This is a genomic window from Xanthomonas sp. MUS 060 (genome assembly GCF_000963215.1).
In the GTDB taxonomy this organism is placed as follows: Bacteria; Pseudomonadota; Gammaproteobacteria; order Xanthomonadales; family Xanthomonadaceae; genus Xanthomonas_A.
The window spans coordinates 1-17993 of sequence record NZ_JZIM01000011.1 but is presented as its reverse complement, the minus strand read 5'-3'; the positions used below and the strand labels follow the sequence as shown (position 1 = coordinate 17993).

The following is a 17993-nucleotide window of genomic DNA, read 5'->3' as shown; positions in this document are numbered from 1 at the left end:
GGGATTAGTCCTTACTGCGGCCGGCCGCATAGTGGCGACACGCGTCGCCGAAGAATTGGAAGATGCGCAGATAAAACGCATCGTCGAGGACACGCCATTCCGGGTGCCACTGCATGCCCAACAGGAATCCTGGACCGACACCGCGAAACGCTTCGATCAAGCCATCTGGCGCCAGCGCCTCGACAATCAGATCGCCGCCGAGCCGAGCCACGCCTTGACCATGCAGAGAATTCACACGCGCCCGCGCACCACCGGCGATCTCCTCCAACCAGCCCCCTTCGCTGAAGGTCACCTCATGCGCCGAGGCGAACTGCATCTCCAGCGGTGCATGCGGGTTTTCGCGGTGATCCAACAACCCAGGTTGCACATGCACTTGCTGGTGCAAGGTACCACCCAGCGCCACGTTGACCTCCTGAAAACCGCGGCAGATCGCCAAAATTGGCAGCCCCATGGAAATCGCCTGCGGGATGATGTCCAGCATGTTCGCATCCCGTACCGGATCATGCGGATTGCCAGGCCAGCTCGGCTCGTCACTGTAATGATGTGGCTCGATGTTACTGACCGCCCCCGTCAGCAACAGACCGTCGAGCCGGGACAACCACGCATATGGATCGATCGGCGGCTGCAGCAAAGGCAGCAGTACCGGAATCACACCCGCACCGTCGATGGCGGCGCGCGCATATTTCTCACCGGAGGCCAGAAAGGAATGCTGATCAATAAGCTTGGAGTCGGTCGGTAAGCCGACCAGAGGCGATACAGCCATGCGAAAAACTCGTGTGGCGTCGATGCAAGTTAACCCGCACGTTGTATTTTTACAACACGATACAAAATGGCCCGTGCGGCTCCCGCGCATCTCACGCCAGGCCGGCAGATGCCATAACGATGGCCCATCGCAGCGATACGCGGCACATGACCAGCCACACATATCGACCTTTTGTGTATTTTTGACACCAAGGCGCTCTGTTAGGCTTATCGGGTTACCACAGTGCGCCGCGATGACGACATGCACGACACTCCGCTGCTGCCCCCGGACGATGCCCGTACCCTGCAAGACATCACCGGCTGCGTGCAGATCGACCTGCTACTGCCCGACTGTAACGGCCTGCTGCGCGGCAAACGCATCACTCGCCAGGCACTGGAAAAGGTCTATCGCAACGGGGTGTGCCTGCCGATGTCGCTGATCGCCACCGACATCACCGGGAACACGGTGGAAGAAACCGGCCTGGGCTACGCCATCGGCGACGAGGACCGATTGTGCTTTCCGATACCCGGCACGTTGCGGCCGATTCCATGGGCGCAAGTGCCATCGGCGCAAGTGCTGCTGGCGATGCAGGACGCAGGCAACGCACTCGATTTCGCCCCGCGCCAGGTTCTGGCGCAAGTGCTGACACGATTGCAGGCGCTTGGGCTGACTGCAGTGATCGCAGTGGAACTGGAGTTCTACCTGTTCGATCCATGCGCAGACGCACACGGACGCCCGCAGACGCCACTGCAACCGCACAGCGGGCGGCGCAACGACAGCACCCAGGTCTATTCGATGCAGGATCTGGACGAGCAGCGCGAGTTCATCGACGCGGTGGCAAAAGCCTGCCAGGCACAGGGCATTCCGGCCGACACCGCGGTCGCCGAATACGCCCCCGGCCAATTCGAGATCAACCTCACCCATCGCGCCGACGCGCTGGCGGCCTGCGACGATGCGGTCCTGCTCAAGCGCGCGATCAAGGAGATCGCAAAGCAACAGGGGCTGCTCGCCAGCTTCATGGCCAAGCCGCTGGCAGGGCAATCCGGCAGTGGTCTGCATGTGCACGTGAGCCTGCTCGATGCTGCCGGCCACAATGTCTTCGCCTGCACACCACAGACCCCGGCAGCGCCACTGCGACACGCCATCGGAGGGCTGCAACACGTCGCCGACGACTGCTTGCTGCTATTCGCCCCGCATGCGAACAGCTATCGCCGCTTCGTTGCCAATGCCTTCGTGCCGCTCAACGATAGCTGGGGCTTCAACAATCGCACCGTGGCGATGCGGATACCACATAGCGACCCGGCCAACACCCGTATCGAACACCGCATCGCCGGTGCCGACGCAAATCCCTATCTGGTCGCCGCCGCCGTGCTGGCCGGCATCGAATACGGCTTGCAGCACCACATCGATCCAGGACCGCCGACCCAAGGCAATGCCTACGCGCAGAGCGCGCCACGCCACCCGCACTGGCGTGGCGCAATCGCGCGTTTCCTGGCCAGCGACTTCGTCAGCGAACGCTTCGGTGCACGCTTCCGCCACATCTACGGCCAGCAAAAGCGCCGCGAGATGCTGGATTTCCATACGCAGGTAAGCGACGTGGACTATCGCTGGTACCTGCGGACAGTGTGAAGAGCCGGAATGATCCAGAAGCGGGCACACGCAGGCATCAGACAGCAATCGCTCGAAACGCCATCGAGATGACGTTGATGCGCCGTCAACCAGCATGATCCGAACCGCTCCGCCCCCGCTGCACCGTGCCCCAGGCACCGAGCCGTCCATGGGCCCAGGCTCCTGGTACCTCGACAGCGCGACGCCCCTGCCGGCACAGCCCGCCCTGCGCGGGCAAGTACGAGCGGACGTCTGCATTCTCGGCGCCGGCTACACCGGTCTAAGCGCGGCGCTGACGCTGGCCGAGGCGGGGTATCGGGTCGCGGTCATGGAAGCGCAGCGCATAGGCTGGGGCGCGTCCGGACGCAATGGCGGCCAGGCCATCGTCGGCTACGGCTGCGAGCAACACACCCTGGAAACCCTGCTCGGCCAGGATGATGCACGCCTGCTGTTCGATTTTTCTCGCGATGGCATGCGCCTGCTGCGCGGGCGGATCCAACGCCATGCCATCGCCTGCGATTGGCGCGATGGCCATGCTCACGTGGCGATCACGCCGCGCCACGAGCGCACACTGCGCGCCGGCATCCTCGCGATGGCGCAACGCTACGATTATCCACTGCAATGGTGGGACCGGGGGCAACTGCAGGCGCAGCTAGGCAGTGCGCGTTATCGTGGCGCGATGTACGATGCGGCCAGTGGTCACCTGCATCCACTGGAATATGCCCGTGGCTTGGCACGCGCGGCACTGGCTGCTGGCGTGCGCATCTACGAGCAAAGCCCGGTGACCACGCTGATCCGCGGCGCGCGACCGATCTTGCGTAGCGCACACGGCGAGCTCCAAGGCGATTTCGCCATCCTCGCCGGCAATGCCTGGTTGCAAGGCATCGCCCCGGAACTGGAAACGCGCATCATGCCAGTGGGCACTTACATCGGTGCCAGCGCGCCGCTCGGCGCGGAACTAGCGCACGAGCTGATCGGCAATGACATGGCCGTAGCCGAGCTGATCGGCAATGACATGGCCGTAGCCGACGTAAACCTGGCACTGGACTACTTCCGCCTCAGCCGCGACCACCGCCTGCTGTTCGGCGGCGGCGCAAGCTATTCGGCACTGCCGCCGCCAGGCCTGCGCGGATTCATCACCCAACGCATGCGCAAGGTGTTCCCGCAACTGAACACGGTGGAACTGGATGACGTCTGGGGTGGCTATGTCGACATCACCCGCAACCGCGCCCCGCATTGGGGCCGGCTGACCCCGAACGTCTACTTCGCGCAGGGTTTTTGCGGCCATGGCGTCGCCACGACCGGCCTGGCCGGGGAGGCCATCGCCCTGGCGATCGCCGGGCAGTCGCAGCGCCTGGATGTGTTCGTAAGGATCCCGCACCGTCCTTTTCCGGGCGGCCGCCTGTTGCGTGCCCCGCTGCTGGCGGCGGCGATGTCCTGGTACAAACTACGCGACGCTCTGTGGTGAGACCAAAGCGGTGCAGGCAGCCCCATCGCGGCCTGGAACATGCGACCCGATGTGACGTAAATGCGAAGGCAGCCAGAGTGGATCCATGCAAGACCTGTTCCAGCGCTGAAAGGCCCTGGCAAGCCGCGCAACACGCGCCCTATCCCGCTTGGCCGTCGACAGCACGGCGCTGGGGCAGGCATTTTGCCTTGGCGCCAACGCCGCATCCGCAACACCGACGCCCAGTGGATCTGTCTATCGAAACCAATCACGCGCTCTAAAGTTGTCGCAGACGCAGCCGTTAAATCAGTTTCATACAGAAACGTCACTCTGCGAGGCTTACATGCCGCACATGTTGTCGGCCTCTACCATTATAAATGATCGCGTTAGCGGTTTAGAGAAGCAGCGCATCTTGTTGGTAGAGAATTCGCGCTCCTTCACCGACCTGCTACGCGCGGCCATCGAGCAACGCGTTGAGCTGCAGGTCACTGTCGTGTCCACGCTGGCCGAGGCGGGCAGCGCGCTGGACGATGGCGGCCCCTGGTTTTTGGTGCTCACCGGACTGGTGCTCGCAGATGGGAACCACGACAGCGTGGTGGACTTCTTCGTCGCCCGCGGCGTGCCGACCGTCGTGGTCAGCGGCGTGTACGACGAAGGGCTGCGCAAGCGCATCCTGAACCAGCAGATCATCGATTTCGTACTGAAAAACGCACCAGGCACCATCGACTATCTGGCTTGGTTGGTGCAGCGGCTGGTACGCAATCGCCGCATCGCCGCGCTCGTGGTGGACGATTCGGCGTCGGCACGGGCTTATGCGGCCTCCCTGCTGGTGATGTATGGCTACCAGGTCGTGGAAGCAGCCGACGGTGCCGCCGGGCTGAAGGCAGTGGAGGCGAATCCTGCAATCCGCCTGGCAGTGGTGGATCAAGAAATGCCAGGCATGGAGGGTGTGGAATTCACCCGCAGGCTGCGCGCCCTGCGCGCGCGGGACATGCTTGCGGTCATTGGGCTCTCCGGCACCAGCGACGCCTCGTTGGTTCCGCGTTTCCTCAAGAACGGCGCCAACGACTTCCTGCGCAAACCATTCTCGCGCGAAGAATTCTTCTGCCGGGTATCGCAGAACGTGGACCAACTGGAACTGATCGGCACACTGCAGGATCTGGCGACTCGCGATTTCCTCACCGGCCTGCCCAATCGCCGGCATTTCCTTGAGCAAAGCCAACGCATGTTGCCGCAATGCCTGACCGGTCAACAAACGGTCAGCGTGGCGATGCTCGACCTGGATCACTTCAAGCACGTCAACGACACCCTCGGCCACGACGCCGGCGACGAAGCGCTGCGTGCGGTCGCCTCGGTGCTGACCGCGCACGCACGACCGCAAGACCTGATCGCACGTTTTGGCGGTGAAGAGTTCTGCATGCTGGTGCCCGGTCTCGATGAGGCGGCCACCACCGATTACTTCGAAACCCTACGCGCGCGCGTCGCCGAGCTGCAGGTGAGTGTCGGCGAAAAAACGCTACGTCTTACCATCAGCATCGGCGTGTGCAGCAGCAAGATTAAGAACCAGGCGATGCATCCGTTTCTGGTAGAAGCCGACAAATACCTCTACCTGGCCAAAGCCGGTGGCCGCAACCGAGTCGAACACGCCCCACAGGGAGAAGCGTTCAACGGCGCAGTAGAGGCATTGCCAGCAAGGTCAGCAAGGTCATCAGTGCCGCAACACTGATGTAGTAACCGACCCAGGGCAGGCCGTAATTGGAGGCCAACCATGACGCCACAGATGGCGCGGGCGCAGCACCGAGAATACCGGCCAGGCTGAACGACAACGACGCGCCGGTATAGCGCACCGGCGGCGGATAGAGTTCGGCCAGCAAGGTGCCGCATGAGCCGTAACTCAGTCCAATACAGAAAAAACCCAGGGACAGAAATCCCAGCACGTGCCAAGGCTGACCGCCATGGAACAACGGCGCAAACAGCAGACCGAACAGCACGACGGCGGAACTGGCCACGATCATCGCCAGACGCGTTCCGCAGCGATCACCAAACCACGCCGACAGCGGGATGGCAACGGCGAAACACACGATAGCGAGCATCTGCAACAACAGGAATTGTTCACGGCTGTAGCGCAACGTCGTGGTGCCATAGCCAAGCGTGAACACCGTCATTAGGTAGAACAGGACGAAGGTCGCCAGCAAGGCCAACATGCCCATGAGCATCGCCACGACATGCTGCGACAGCACCTTCAGCATGGGCAAGCGCACCACCTCATTGCGATCCAGTGTGCGCTGGAAATCCGGTGTCTCATGGATACGCAGGCGTACCCACAGCCCGGTACCGACCAATAACCCACTCGCCAAAAACGGGATCCGCCAGCCCCAGCGCATAAACTGCGTCTCGTCCAGCAGCGCACCCAGCAGCAAAAAAATACCCGAGCAAGCACAACATGAAACCCAGCGGCGCGCCCAACTGCGGAAACACAACATGAAACCCAGCGGCGCGCCCAACTGCGGAAACATGCCGTACCAAGCACGCTTGCCCGGCGGTGCATTCTCCGTGGCCAGCAACACCGCCCCACCCCACTCACCTCCCAGCCCCAGACGCATTCTCCGTGGCCAGCAACACCGCCCCACCCCACTCACCTCCCAGCCCCAGACCCTGACCGAACCGGCACAGCACCAGCAACACCGGCGCCCACACACCGATATGCGCCTGGCTCGGCAACAGACCGATCAGCACCGTCGACAACCCCATGGTCAACAGCGCGGCCACCAGCGTTGCCTTGCGTCCAATCCGGTCGCCAAAATGACCGAACAGCGCCGCCCCCAACGGACGCGCGACGAACGCCACGGCAAAAGTCGCCAACGACTGCAATCGCGCTGCATTGAGATCGCCATCGGGGAAAAATAGCGCTGGAAACACCAGTACCGCAGCGGTGGCATAGATGTAAAAGTCGAAGAACTCAATGGTGGTGCCGACCAGACTGGCCAACAGCACACGACGTGGAGAGTTACGTACGGAAAGAAGATGGGACATCGGCAACCGGCCTACAGAGCACAATCCCGATTCTGGCAGATTCGCGCGACGATCACGTAATTTTTGCAACGACAAAACAACGACAACCGCCTGGAGATCGACTCAGACCACGCAGGCCCGCGCACGTCCTCCCTGCTTGGCCAGATACAGTTGCGCGTCGGCCAACTTCAGCAATGGCACCCCCATCGCATCCATGCCAGGCACCATCGCCGCCCCCCCAGACTGATACTCAGCCATGGTCCAAGCGGCGATGCGGCATGCGGATGCTGCCATTGCGCGATCCGCTGCAACATGCGCTGGGCCACATCGCGCACGCCCTCGGCGTCGCTCTCGGGAAGCAACGCAACGAACTCTTCTCCGCCATAACGGGCGATGAGATCGTATGGACGCAGCAAACAACCGGCGAGGGTCTGCGCGAGTAGACGCAAACACGCATCGCCAGACGGGTGACCGTAGCGTTATAGCGTTATCTTTTCCAGCGTCTCCACCACCTGCCACGACGTCACCGACTTGACCAGGTAATCCACGAACGGTACCTCGGCATGACGCTGCGCCTCGCCGAACACATCGCTTTGGTAGGCGGTTAACATCAACACCATTGGGGGCGTGGCACAGGCGGCTCGTATCCCAGCCGCGGCGGCGACGCCATCGATGCCCGGCAAACGCCAGTCCATCAGCACAGCATCGAAGCGCTTGCCGTGTTCATGCGCCTGCACTACTTGCGCGATCGCCTCTTCGCCGCTGCCCACGCCCGCCATGCCCCAACCGTAGGCACTCAACGCATCGATCAACGACTCGCGCACCAAGGCGCTGTCGTCCACCACCAGTACATGGCGGGCAGAACCCAGGCCGCTGATGGGAATCGCACTGTCGTTCGCGTCCAGCGCCAGTGAAAGGTCGAACCAGAACCGGTCGCGTCATAAATCGGCGAAGCGCTGACCAGCACATCCAACAGACGGCCATCGGCATGACGACGCAGGGTCTCGAAATGCGGTACATGCTCGCCCCGCGCGATACGCACCAACACAGACTCTTCCTCGTCCATCAGCTCGGGCGAGACGATCAAATCGCACAAGCGCTGGCCGACCGCTTGCGCCTCGGTATAGCCGAACAACTGTTCGGCGGCACGGTTCCAACTGGTCACCACGCCATCCAATGACTGGCCGATGATGGCATCGGCGGAGCTTTGCAAGACTGCGATCAGGTTTGCATGATCGCGAGCAACCTGTTTGCGTCGCAGACGATTATTGCCAAGGGCGAATACCAGCGCGGCGGCCAGTGCACTGAGCAACACTCCCGTGATCATGGCAGAGCTTACCGACCATAGGGCGTTGGCCACGACGAAATCCCCGCCAGTGGCCATGTGCATATGCCAGTGCCGCCCCATCACGGTGCGCCCCAGGAATGCGCGCGGTGCCTGCGCGAGTGGAGCGTACGGCGCATTGCGATAGAACGGAATCATCGTAGCGTCGGCATTGGTATCGCTCAAGGCCAATTCGATCCGATTGGGATCGACTTTAAGCGCCTGCATCACCTGCGGCATCAGCAATGGCGCATACGTCCAGCCCACCAATTCGCGCTGACGCAAGGCCACGGTCGATGGGGTAAGGCCACTGCGGTACACCGGCAACAACATCAGGAACGCCTGCACACCTTGTGCACCGGCTTGCGCCACGGGTATCGGACCACTCAGGCGCGGCTCTCCGCTCAGCGCCGCCGCCCAAGCCGCCGCGCGACAGGAAGGGTCCGAAGCGATATCCAGCCCTATCTGTGCAGCGTTATTGCCACTCGGCTCGATGTATTCGATAACGAAACGGTCGCCAGCATGCGGCGCCAGCGTGCGAATACGAAAATCCTGTCGCCGTGTTGCCTGCTGGGCGGCGAGGAAGCGTGGCTCGAGCGATAGAGCGCGTCTTCGATACGGCCGAAGGTGGCACGAGCCTTGACGTTCAACTGGGCCTGCACGTGCTGTGCGTTGTCGCGCTGGAATTGCAACGCCACGACAGACTTCAGCGCCATTCCCACCAACAGCATCGTCAGCGCAAAGTACAACGACAAACGATTGGCGCGCAGCTTCAGCATCGTCCGGCACTCCCCAGAGCCCGTTCCCCGGCAGGCCGACACTCGCCCCGCCACCATTGCATCGCGTCATGTCCCGTTTGTGTGGCGGAGGAACGTGCGCTATTGCTCAGCGCGTGATCGGCGCAATGACGGAAAGCTTGATGAAATTCTTCAAAATTTCGTGAATTTTATCAAAAAATATATGCAGCAAGCACAGTGATGACAGCGTTTCCGGCCTGGACGAGCGCTCCGCCCCGACCCATCGTTCCGCGCTGATCAATCCCACACGGGCATGAAAGATCGAGCGCACGAGGCTGATTGGCAGCGTTTCAAGGCACAGCGCCCTGCATCCGCGCTTGTGCGGCAGCCTCCCCCCGCCCCGCCTCAGTGAGCAGCGCCCACTCGCGCGCCTCGTGACGACACAGCAGCACCCATCCCGGCCCTGGACGCCCGTCCAGCGCTGCTTCACCGAGCCAGGCGAGAGTGCGCAGCAGCACGCTCATGCGCACATCCAGGCGCTTGCATAGACGTGGCAGCGGCAGCCCCTGCGGCGCTTGCGCCAAGACCTGCAGCACGCGCGCGGTCAGCAGCAGATCAGCTGACAAGCGCCATTCCGATATCGCGAGGCGCGGCGGCGACCGGGTCGGCCACATGCGGCGTCACCACCACCGGAATCGACTTGGAGGTCGGCGTGCGCGCCTCGTCGGCGAAGCTGGACAGCGGCACCAGCGGGTTGGTCTCCGGATAGTAGGCCGCCAGGCAACCACGCGGGATGTTGTACGCGACCAACATGAAGCGCTTGGCTTGGCGGCGCACGCCATCCTCGCACACGCTCTCCAGATCCACCCAGTCCCCGGCCTGCAACCCCAACTCGGCCATGTCGGCGGCATGGATGAACACCACCCGGCGCTCGCCGAACACACCGCGATAGCGGTCGTCCAGGCCGTAGACCGTGGTGTTGTACTGATCGTGCGAGCGGGTCGTGGCCAGGGTGAACACCGGTTGCCCCGGACGCGCGCGGCGCGCACGGTGGATCGGATGGTCGGTCGGCACCGCCTGCACCTTGAACACCGCGCGGCGCTCCGGCGTCTCCCACACGCGCTCGCGGGCGGAATTGGAGAGGCAAAAGCCCCCCGGTACGCGGACGCGCACATTGAAATCGGCGAAGTCGTCGAAGACCTGTGCGATCAGATCGCGGATGCGATCGTAGTCGGCAGCCAACCAGCGCCAGCGGATGGCACTGCGCGTGCCCAGGGTGGCCTCGGCCAGACGCGCCACGATCGCTACTTCCGACAACAGATGCGGCGAGGCCGGCGGATTGATCCCGGCCGACAGGTGCACCATGCTCATCGAATCCTCGACACTGACATGCTGCGGCCCGGCATCCTGGATGTCGATCTCGGTGCGCCCCAGACACGGCAGGATCAGCGCGTCGCGGCCATGCACCAGATGGCTGCGGTTGAGCTTGGTCGCCACGTGGACCGTCAGATCGCAGCGTTGTAATGCGCGATGAGTGACCTCGGTATCGGGCGTGGCGGTGGCGAAGTTCCCCCCCATGCCGAAGAACACCTTGCCGCGTCCAGCGGCCATGGCTTCGATCGCCGCGACCGTGTCGTAGCCATGCGCGCGCGGCGGATCGAAACCGAACACGGTCTGCAGCCGATCCAGAAACTCGACCGGAGGTTTTTCGTAAATCATCATCGTGCGATCGCCCTGCACATTGCTGTGACCACGGACCGGACACACGCCGGCACCGGGACGCCCCAGATGCCCGCGCAGCAGGAGCAGGTTGACGATCATCTGGATCGTCGCCACCGAATGCTTGTGCTGGGTGATGCCCATGCCCCAACAGGCGATCAACCGCTCCGATTTCAGGTAGATCTCACCGGCGTGGCGCAGTTCGACTTCACTCAACCCGGATTCTTCGACGATGACGTGCCACGGCTCGGCGATCACCTCGGCGGCAAACGCATCGAAATTGGCGGTGTGCTGGGTAATGAACGCCACGTCCAGCAACCGCGGCTGCCCCGCGCGCGCGGCCTCGGCATCGCGCTCGAGCACGTACTTGATGATGCCCTTGACCGCGGCCAGGTCGCCACCGATCTTCAACTGAAAGTAGTCCGATGCAATCCGCGTGGAGCCGTTGTACAGCATCTCCAGTTTGTCCTGCGGATCGGCGAATTTCTCCAGCCCACGTTCGCGCAACGGATTGAATGCGACGATCGAGGCACCACGCTTGGCAGCCTGGCGCAGTTCACCGAGCATGCGCGGATGATTGGTGCCGGGATTCTGGCCGAAGATGAAGATCGCATCGGCCAGTTCGAAATCGTGTAACGACACCGTGCCCTTGCCGACGCCGATCTGCGCCCCCAGCGCCGTCCCCGACGGCTCATGGCACATGTTCGAGCAGTCGGGAAAATTGTTGGTGCCGAACTGGCGCACGAACAACTGGTACAAGAACGCGGTTTCATTACTGGTGCGCCCAGAGGTATAGAAAATCGCTTCGTCGGGCGAGGCCAGGCCATTGAGATGCTCCGCGATCAGCGCGAACGCGGCATCCCATTCCACTGGCACGTAGTGGTCGCTGACGCTGTCGTAGCGCAACGGATGGGTCAGCCGACCCTGGCCTTCCAGCCAATAGTCACTGTACTTGGCCAACTGCGCGACGCTGTACTGCGCGAACAGCGCCGGACTGGCACGGCGTGCGGTGGATTCGGCGGCCACGGCTTTGGCGCCGTTCTCGCAGAATTCGAAGGTCGAGGTATGTTCGCGGTCAGGCCAAGCGCAGCCGGGACAATCGAACCCATCGGGCTGATTGGCATGCAGCAGGGTTTTTGCACCCTGCACGGCCACATCCTGTTCCAACAGATGCTTGGCAACCGAGCGCAGCGCGCCCCAGCCACCCGCCGGCTGCGTGTAAGCCTGGATGGTCTTCTTGCTCATGCGGGTTCTCCTGAATATTCGGACAAAGCAAACCGCTGCGGGTGGCTATAGACAACGCAATCGTGATCGCGGGCGAAGCCGATCAGAGTCAGGCCGGCGCTATCGGCCAACGCGATGGCCAGCGCCGTCGGCGCGGACATCGCGGCCAACAACGGGATACCGGCTTGCGCGGCCTTCAGCGCCATCTCATAACTGGCGCGGCTGGTTATCACAGCGAAACCGCAGGCCGGATCGATGCCTGCAGCAGCCAACGCCCCGATCAGCTTGTCCAAAGCGTTGTGCCGACCAACGTCCTCGCGTATCAGACGAACCTGGCCCTGCGCGTCGGCCCACGCTGCGGCATGGGTGGCGCCGGTCAACGCGTTGAGCGTCTGCTGTTCGCGCAATTCGCGCAACGCGCGCGCCAGTGCCGACGCCGCGATTGGGAGAGTGGCAGAGAGCCGCTTTGGCGCACGCAACACCGCCTCCAACGCGGCATTGCCACAGATACCGCAACCGCTGCGCCCATCCAGGTTGCGCTGCCGTGATTGCAGCGCGGCAGCGTGTTGCGGGGGAATCTGCAAACGCAGCGACACGCCTTCCAAGTGAGTCTCGATGGCGACAATGCGCAATTGCGCCGGCATTGCCACGATGCCCTCGCTGAGCGAGAACCCCAAAGCCAAATCCTGCAGATCTTCGGGTGTGGCCATCATCACCACGAAAGGCGCATCGTTGTAGACGAACGCCACCGGCACCTCAGCAGCCACCAGGTCATGGACCTGCGCAATGTGCCCATCGCGTTGGCGACACACCGCACGCGCTACGGCACCCGGTCTGGGACAGGCCTGCGATTCCACGGGACGCCTCCACCGATCAATCGAACAAGAACACCGCTCATACGGACGAGCTGGACACCGGCACGACGGCGCTACGCCCAACAGGGTCCTCAGCACTATGTTGTAGACCTGTGACGGTGGCGAAGCAAGGCCCGTATTAAGGATCCAGGGCGGCAGCCATGGCGCATCCTGCAACCAGCCGGCCTGCGGACATCTTGGGCGATGTGCGTGCCGTCGCTGGTCACACCCACTGCCCCTAAACCCGCCAGCCCTCGAACGGGTAGTAGATCCAAAAATTGGCCCGCGTGCCGGTGGTCAGTGTCGGGGAGTTGCTCGCGACCGGGAACGGCACCAGATTGACCGGTGTGAACACGAAGGAGAATTTTGGCGGGACTTCGGATATCACGTTGGGCTTGAACCCGCCCTACTAAACCTCAAAGATCGATGCATACCAATATGCGCGTTTGTCCCGGAACCAAGTTGAAAATCTCTCTTGGTCGAATGCGGATAGTTGTTGCATGGAAATTTCATAACGCCGAAATAATGACAGCAGCTCGCGCAAGCAATTTTCAGTGATTGCACCTGCACTGACACGCAAATAAATGACTGGCCCATGGCCCTCGCAGTTTTCGATGCAGGGGATTTTCTTCGCCCAGTCAAAAAACGCCGATTCGTCATTTGCGGAATAGAACCTGACTCTAAGTGCTTCGAGTTCGATTACATCATCAGTCATCGTCTCCGCCCTCCAGGGTAAACATTTATGTAGCCGCCGCCAGGTGTTTGAACATCCCAATGCGGTCCACCATGAGCACTGCCACCTGGCCCAGAAGGTACCCAAACATCACCGTTCGCATCTTCCCAACCACTGCCGGAACCATTTGGATTCTGAACGCCACCTGGCCCAGAAGGTACCCAAACATCACCGTTCGCATCTTCCCAACCACTGCCGGAACCATTTGGATTCTGAACCCAGCGATCGCCTTTTTTGCTTGGGCAATAGCCTTCGGCATCACCCGGCTTGCCTGGGGCTTTAGCACCATTAGGATCAGCAGCGTCTTTTGGTGGCTTATTGTACGCCCCGTTGATGCACGCGGCAAAATTTCCGGCCATCTCACATGATGGGGCACCCATGGGAGATGGCCACAACGCTCCGACAATAACACCACCAGGGCCAGCGCTCAGAATGCCGTCAATCTCGCCAACCCAAGGCGGCAAATAAGGGATGGGAGGTGCAATAACCGCCTCTAGCCCATAGGGGTCAATAAAGGAGATCGGATTACTCCCAACATAGGCGTAACTATTAGGACCGGCAGCCAATTGCAGCGGATCCTCACTAATAAACCGCCCCAACTCCGCCATGTAATACCGCGCACGGTAGTAATACAACCCGCTCTGGTCGTGCTCGCGACCGGTGTATTGATACGGGTTGTTGTAGCTCGTGCTGCTCTGTGTGGTCGCTCCATACGGATCGTAGTCGTAGCGCTGCACCGCATTGCCATTCGTGTCGGTCAATAGCCGCGTGCTACCCAACGCGTCGGTCAGGAAGTAGGTGCGTCCGCCGTTATCGTCGCGCGCATAGCGTTCGTCGATGCCCGGGCCGGTCAGGATCGGGTTGATCTTTGCTCCTTGCGTCTCCTGCACCGCGTCTACGCCGTCGTACAGGTATTGCGTGGTGGTGCCATTCTCCGTCCTGGCGCTGCGGCGGCCCAGCGCGTCGTAGCTGTAGCTGGCGATGACAATGCCACCCTGCGTGATCTGACTCAGGTGGTCGCGGTCGTCCCAGGTGTAGGTTCTGGTGCCGTCGCTGAGCAGGTGGCCGTCGGCGTCGTAGCTGCGTGCGTTGCCGTTGGCCTGGGTCTGACGGTTGTTGTCGTCGAAGCTGTTGTTGGTACTGGCAGGCGGCAGCGCTTGTGGGGCGTAGCTGCCAGTCTGTGCCACCAGTTGTCCCCGGCTGTCGTGACCGTAGCCCAGGCTGCCCAGCGCCGTTTGCTTGTCCCACCTTGCCCCAGGCAAGCCCCGTCACCTGGTTGGCGTCGTTGTACACGTACACCGTCTGTACCTGATTCGGCAGCGTCTTGCTGCTCAAGCGGTTGGCGTTGTCGTAGGCGAAGCTCACCGTGTCGCTACCCTGGGCAATGCTGGTCAGGCGGTCGCCGTCATCATAGGCATACTTCACTGGTGACTGCGTGGCGGGCTGCATGCTTGTCCGTCGGCCTACCGCGTCGTAGCCGTACACGATGCTGCCTTGCGGGCCGTTGGCCTGGGTCACTTGGTCGAAGCCGTCGTAGCTCCAGCTCAGCGTGCCCGACAGGCTGTCGGACAGCGCCATCAGCCGGTTGCCGGCGTCGTAGCTGGCGGTCAAGGTGCCGCCTGCGCCGGGCAGCGCGGCGCTGCTTGGGCGGCCCAGCGCGTCGTAGCTGTAGCTGGTGGTGCGGTTGCGTCGGTCGGTGTGGCTGGCGACACGGTCCATGCTGTCGTAGGTCCAGCTCTCCGCCTGGCCAAGGGCGTCGGTGCGGCTGATGCGGCGGTTGAGTGCGTCGTAGGCATAGGTGACGCCCGCACCGTTCGGCAGCAGGATCGCCGATACGTTGCCGTTGCTATCGAAGCCCGTGGCCACGCTGTTGCCCAACGGATCGACCGCCTTGGTCTGTCGGCCCAGTGCGTCGTATTCGAAACGCGAGACGTTGCCCTGCGCGTCCTGCACGCCGATCAAGCGACCCAGCGCGTCGTAGCGCAATTGCGTCTGCCGGCCCAGCGCGTCGGTGATCGCGGTCAGGTCGTCGTTGCTCCAGGTGAAGCTGCTGGTGTGGCCCAGTGGGTCGGTCACGCTCAGGCGTTGCCCGACACCGTTGCAAGTGGCGGTACTGGTCTGGCCCAGCGGCGTGGTCACAGAGGTCAGGCAGCGGTTCGTATAGCCGAAGCTGGTGGTGCGGCCCAGGGCATCAGTGATCGCGGCCAGGTCGCCATCGCCGTTGTAGGCGAGCGTGGTGCTGCGCGCCTGCGCGGTGCCGGCCAGTTGGGTGATCTGGAGCTGGCGTCCGGCGCTGTCGTAGGTGTACTCGGTACGCCGGCCCAGGGCGTCGGTGCGCGCGGTGGTCTGGCCGCTGGCCGTACGTGCGTAGGTGATGGTCTGCGCCAGGGGCGTGCCGTAGGCCAGCGTGTCGCTACTCGGGTAGTGACTGACCGGGTCGAACACCACCCGGCGCTGGCTGCCATCGGGCTTGGTCACCAGCACCCCGGTGGTGCCGCCATCCACGTGCGCGTAGTTGATCGTCAGCACCCCGCCATCGGCCTGGGTCTGTTTGACCACCCTGCCCGTCCAGGTGCCATTGGCGCTCTCGAACTCGTTGAACAGCACACGCTGCTGTTTGCTGTCGGTGATGGACTCCAAGCGCGCCTGATAGGGCAGCGTGTCGGCGCCTTCGCGGATCCCGGCGGCCTGGCGGATCTTGTAGTGATAACTGCGCGTGCTGCCGTCCGGGCGAGTCACCTGCGACAGGTAGCCGTCGTCGTTGTAGGCATAGGACCAGGTGTTGCCCAGCGGATCGCTCAGCGTCTTGATGCGGTTGTTGCCGTCGTAGCCGATGCTCAGCGAACGCCCCGTGGCCGAGACGATGTGGCTGACCCAGGCAAGCCCCGTCACCTGGTTGGCGTCGTTGTACACGTACACCGTCTGTACCTGATTCGGCAGCGTCTTGCTGCTCAAGCGGTTGGCGTTGTCGTAGGCGAAGCTCACCGTGTCGCTACCCTGGGCAATGCTGGTCAGGCGGTCGCCGTCATCATAGGCATACTTCACTGGTGACTGCGTGGCGGGCTGCATGCTTGTCCGTCGGCCTACCGCGTCGTAGCCGTACACGATGCTGCCTTGCGGGCCGTTGGCCTGGGTCACTTGGTCGAAGCCGTCGTAGCTCCAGCTCAGCGTGCCCGACAGGCTGTCGGACAGCGCCATCAGCCGGTTGCCGGCGTCGTAGCTGGCGGTCAAGGTGCCGCCTGCGCCGGGCAGCGCGGCGCTGCTTGGGCGGCCCAGCGCGTCGTAGCTGTAGCTGGTGGTGCGGTTGCGTCGGTCGGTGTGGCTGGCGACACGGTCCATGCTGTCGTAGGTCCAGCTCTCCGCCTGGCCAAGGGCGTCGGTGCGGCTGATGCGGCGGTTGAGTGCGTCGTAGGCATAGGTGACGCCCGCACCGTTCGGCAGCAGGATCGCCGATACGTTGCCGTTGCTATCGAAGCCCGTGGCCACGCTGTTGCCCAACGGATCGACCGCCTTGGTCTGTCGGCCCAGTGCGTCGTATTCGAAACGCGAGACGTTGCCCTGCGCGTCCTGCACGCCGATCAAGCGACCCAGCGCGTCGTAGCGCAATTGCGTCTGCCGGCCCAGCGCGTCGGTGATCGCGGTCAGGTCGTCGTTGCTCCAGGTGAAGCTGCTGGTGTGGCCCAGTGGGTCGGTCACGCTCAGGCGTTGCCCGACACCGTTGCAAGTGGCGGTACTGGTCTGGCCCAGCGGCGTGGTCACAGAGGTCAGGCAGCGGTTCGTATAGCCGAAGCTGGTGGTGCGGCCCAGGGCATCAGTGATCGCGGCCAGGTCGCCATCGCCGTTGTAGGCGAGCGTGGTGCTGCGCGCCTGCGCGGTGCCGGCCAGTTGGGTGATCTGGAGCTGGCGTCCGGCGCTGTCGTAGGTGTACTCGGTACGCCGGCCCAGGGCGTCGGTGCGCGCGGTGGTCTGGCCGCTGGCCGTACGTGCGTAGGTGATGGTCTGCGCCAGGGGCGTGCCGTAGGCCAGCGTGTCGCTACTCGGGTAGTGACTGACCGGGTCGAACACCACCCGGCGCTGGCTGCCATCGGGCTTGGTCACCAGCACCCCGGTGGTGCCGCCATCCACGTGCGCGTAGTTGATCGTCAGCACCCCGCCATCGGCCTGGGTCTGTTTGACCACCCTGCCCGTCCAGGTGCCATTGGCGCTCTCGAACTCGTTGAACAGCACACGCTGCTGTTTGCTGTCGGTGATGGACTCCAAGCGCGCCTGATAGGGCAGCGTGTCGGCGCCTTCGCGGATCCCGGCGGCCTGGCGGATCTTGTAGTGATAACTGCGCGTGCTGCCGTCCGGGCGAGTCACCTGCGACAGGTAGCCGTCGTCGTTGTAGGCATAGGACCAGGTGTTGCCCAGCGGATCGCTCAGCGTCTTGATGCGGTTGTTGCCGTCGTAGCCGATGCTCAGCGAACGCCCCGTGGCCGAGACGATGTGGCTGACCAAGCCGGCGTCGTAGGTGTAGTCCACCCGGTTGCCGAAGTGGTCGAGGCTCCACTCCAGCCGGTTAGGCGAATACTGGTTGAAATACATCATGCTGCC

General features: G+C 62.9%; 12 protein-coding genes and 3 pseudogenes. 4 read left to right on the top strand and 11 right to left on the bottom strand.

Going from position 1 to position 17993, the window contains the following annotated elements; all coding sequences use genetic code 11:
- Positions 1-4: 4 nt before the first annotated feature.
- Positions 5-763: a gamma-glutamyl-gamma-aminobutyrate hydrolase family protein gene (locus XANALMUS060_RS11165; protein WP_045738471.1), complete on the bottom strand. Its 759-nt coding sequence runs from the start codon at positions 761-763 to the stop codon at positions 5-7.
- Positions 764-1003: 240 nt separating this feature from the next.
- Between XANALMUS060_RS11165 and XANALMUS060_RS11160 the strand changes: the two genes are divergently transcribed.
- The 3 genes from XANALMUS060_RS11160 to XANALMUS060_RS11150 all read left to right on the top strand — a co-directional run bounded on the left by XANALMUS060_RS11160 (position 1004) and on the right by XANALMUS060_RS11150 (position 5523).
- Positions 1004-2371 carry a glutamine synthetase family protein gene (locus XANALMUS060_RS11160; protein ID WP_045738470.1) on the top strand — a complete coding sequence of 456 codons (1368 nt, stop codon included), beginning with the start codon at positions 1004-1006 and terminating at the stop codon, positions 2369-2371.
- Positions 2372-2519: 148 nt separating this feature from the next.
- Entirely contained in the window at positions 2520-3818 is a 1299-nt protein-coding gene (locus XANALMUS060_RS11155) for an FAD-binding oxidoreductase (protein WP_152640484.1), read from the top strand.
- A gap of 331 nt (positions 3819-4149) precedes the next feature.
- Positions 4150-5523, top strand: a complete 1374-nt coding sequence (locus tag XANALMUS060_RS11150; protein ID WP_161795406.1) for a diguanylate cyclase — start codon at positions 4150-4152, stop codon at positions 5521-5523.
- On the opposite strand, the pseudogene XANALMUS060_RS11145 reads toward XANALMUS060_RS11150, so the two are convergent.
- The 4 genes and pseudogenes from XANALMUS060_RS11145 to XANALMUS060_RS11135 all read right to left on the bottom strand — a co-directional run bounded on the left by XANALMUS060_RS11145 (position 5462) and on the right by XANALMUS060_RS11135 (position 8667).
- A pseudogene (locus tag XANALMUS060_RS11145) lies at positions 5462-6830 on the bottom strand (MFS transporter). The gene XANALMUS060_RS11150 and the pseudogene XANALMUS060_RS11145 sit on opposite strands and share 62 nt — an antisense overlap.
- A gap of 102 nt (positions 6831-6932) precedes the next feature.
- A pseudogene (locus XANALMUS060_RS23040) lies at positions 6933-7285 on the bottom strand (diguanylate cyclase); the annotation flags it as partial.
- Positions 7286-7288: 3 nt separating this feature from the next.
- Positions 7289-7654 (bottom strand): response regulator, encoded by a 366-nt coding sequence (locus tag XANALMUS060_RS11140; RefSeq protein ID WP_045738467.1) that lies wholly within the window; start codon positions 7652-7654, stop codon positions 7289-7291.
- Positions 7618-8667: a CHASE domain-containing protein gene (locus XANALMUS060_RS11135; RefSeq protein ID WP_235430458.1), complete on the bottom strand. Its 1050-nt coding sequence runs from the start codon at positions 8665-8667 to the stop codon at positions 7618-7620. The genes XANALMUS060_RS11140 and XANALMUS060_RS11135 overlap by 37 nt, the downstream gene beginning before the upstream one ends.
- A gap of 105 nt (positions 8668-8772) precedes the next feature.
- Between XANALMUS060_RS11135 and XANALMUS060_RS20550 the strand changes: the two genes are divergently transcribed.
- Complete coding sequence (locus tag XANALMUS060_RS20550; protein ID WP_161795404.1) at positions 8773-9111, top strand: hypothetical protein; 339 nt, start codon at positions 8773-8775, stop codon at positions 9109-9111.
- Positions 9112-9220: 109 nt separating this feature from the next.
- On the opposite strand, the gene XANALMUS060_RS11125 is transcribed toward XANALMUS060_RS20550, so the two are convergent.
- The 6 genes and pseudogenes from XANALMUS060_RS11125 to XANALMUS060_RS22010 form a co-directional block, all read right to left on the bottom strand.
- A complete protein-coding gene (locus tag XANALMUS060_RS11125) occupies positions 9221-9496 on the bottom strand; it encodes a hypothetical protein (RefSeq protein WP_045738516.1) in 276 nt (91 codons plus the stop codon).
- Positions 9486-11834, bottom strand: a complete 2349-nt coding sequence (locus tag XANALMUS060_RS11120; RefSeq protein WP_045738464.1) for an FdhF/YdeP family oxidoreductase — start codon at positions 11832-11834, stop codon at positions 9486-9488. Before XANALMUS060_RS11120 ends, XANALMUS060_RS11125 begins: the two co-directional genes overlap by 11 nt.
- Positions 11831-12670, bottom strand: coding sequence for a formate dehydrogenase accessory sulfurtransferase FdhD (gene fdhD / locus XANALMUS060_RS11115; protein WP_045738463.1), 840 nt, complete (start codon positions 12668-12670; stop codon positions 11831-11833). The genes XANALMUS060_RS11120 and fdhD overlap by 4 nt, the downstream gene beginning before the upstream one ends.
- Positions 12671-13076: 406 nt before the next feature.
- The gene (locus tag XANALMUS060_RS19845) at positions 13077-13382 is read right to left on the bottom strand and encodes a hypothetical protein (protein WP_152640477.1); all 306 of its coding nucleotides are present in this window, start codon (positions 13380-13382) and stop codon (positions 13077-13079) included.
- The gene (locus tag XANALMUS060_RS19840; protein ID WP_235430454.1) at positions 13379-14290 is read right to left on the bottom strand and encodes an RHS repeat-associated core domain-containing protein; all 912 of its coding nucleotides are present in this window, start codon (positions 14288-14290) and stop codon (positions 13379-13381) included. Before XANALMUS060_RS19840 ends, XANALMUS060_RS19845 begins: the two co-directional genes overlap by 4 nt.
- A pseudogene (locus XANALMUS060_RS22010) lies at positions 14211-17993 on the bottom strand (hypothetical protein); the annotation flags it as partial. The gene XANALMUS060_RS19840 and the pseudogene XANALMUS060_RS22010, both read right to left, overlap by 80 nt.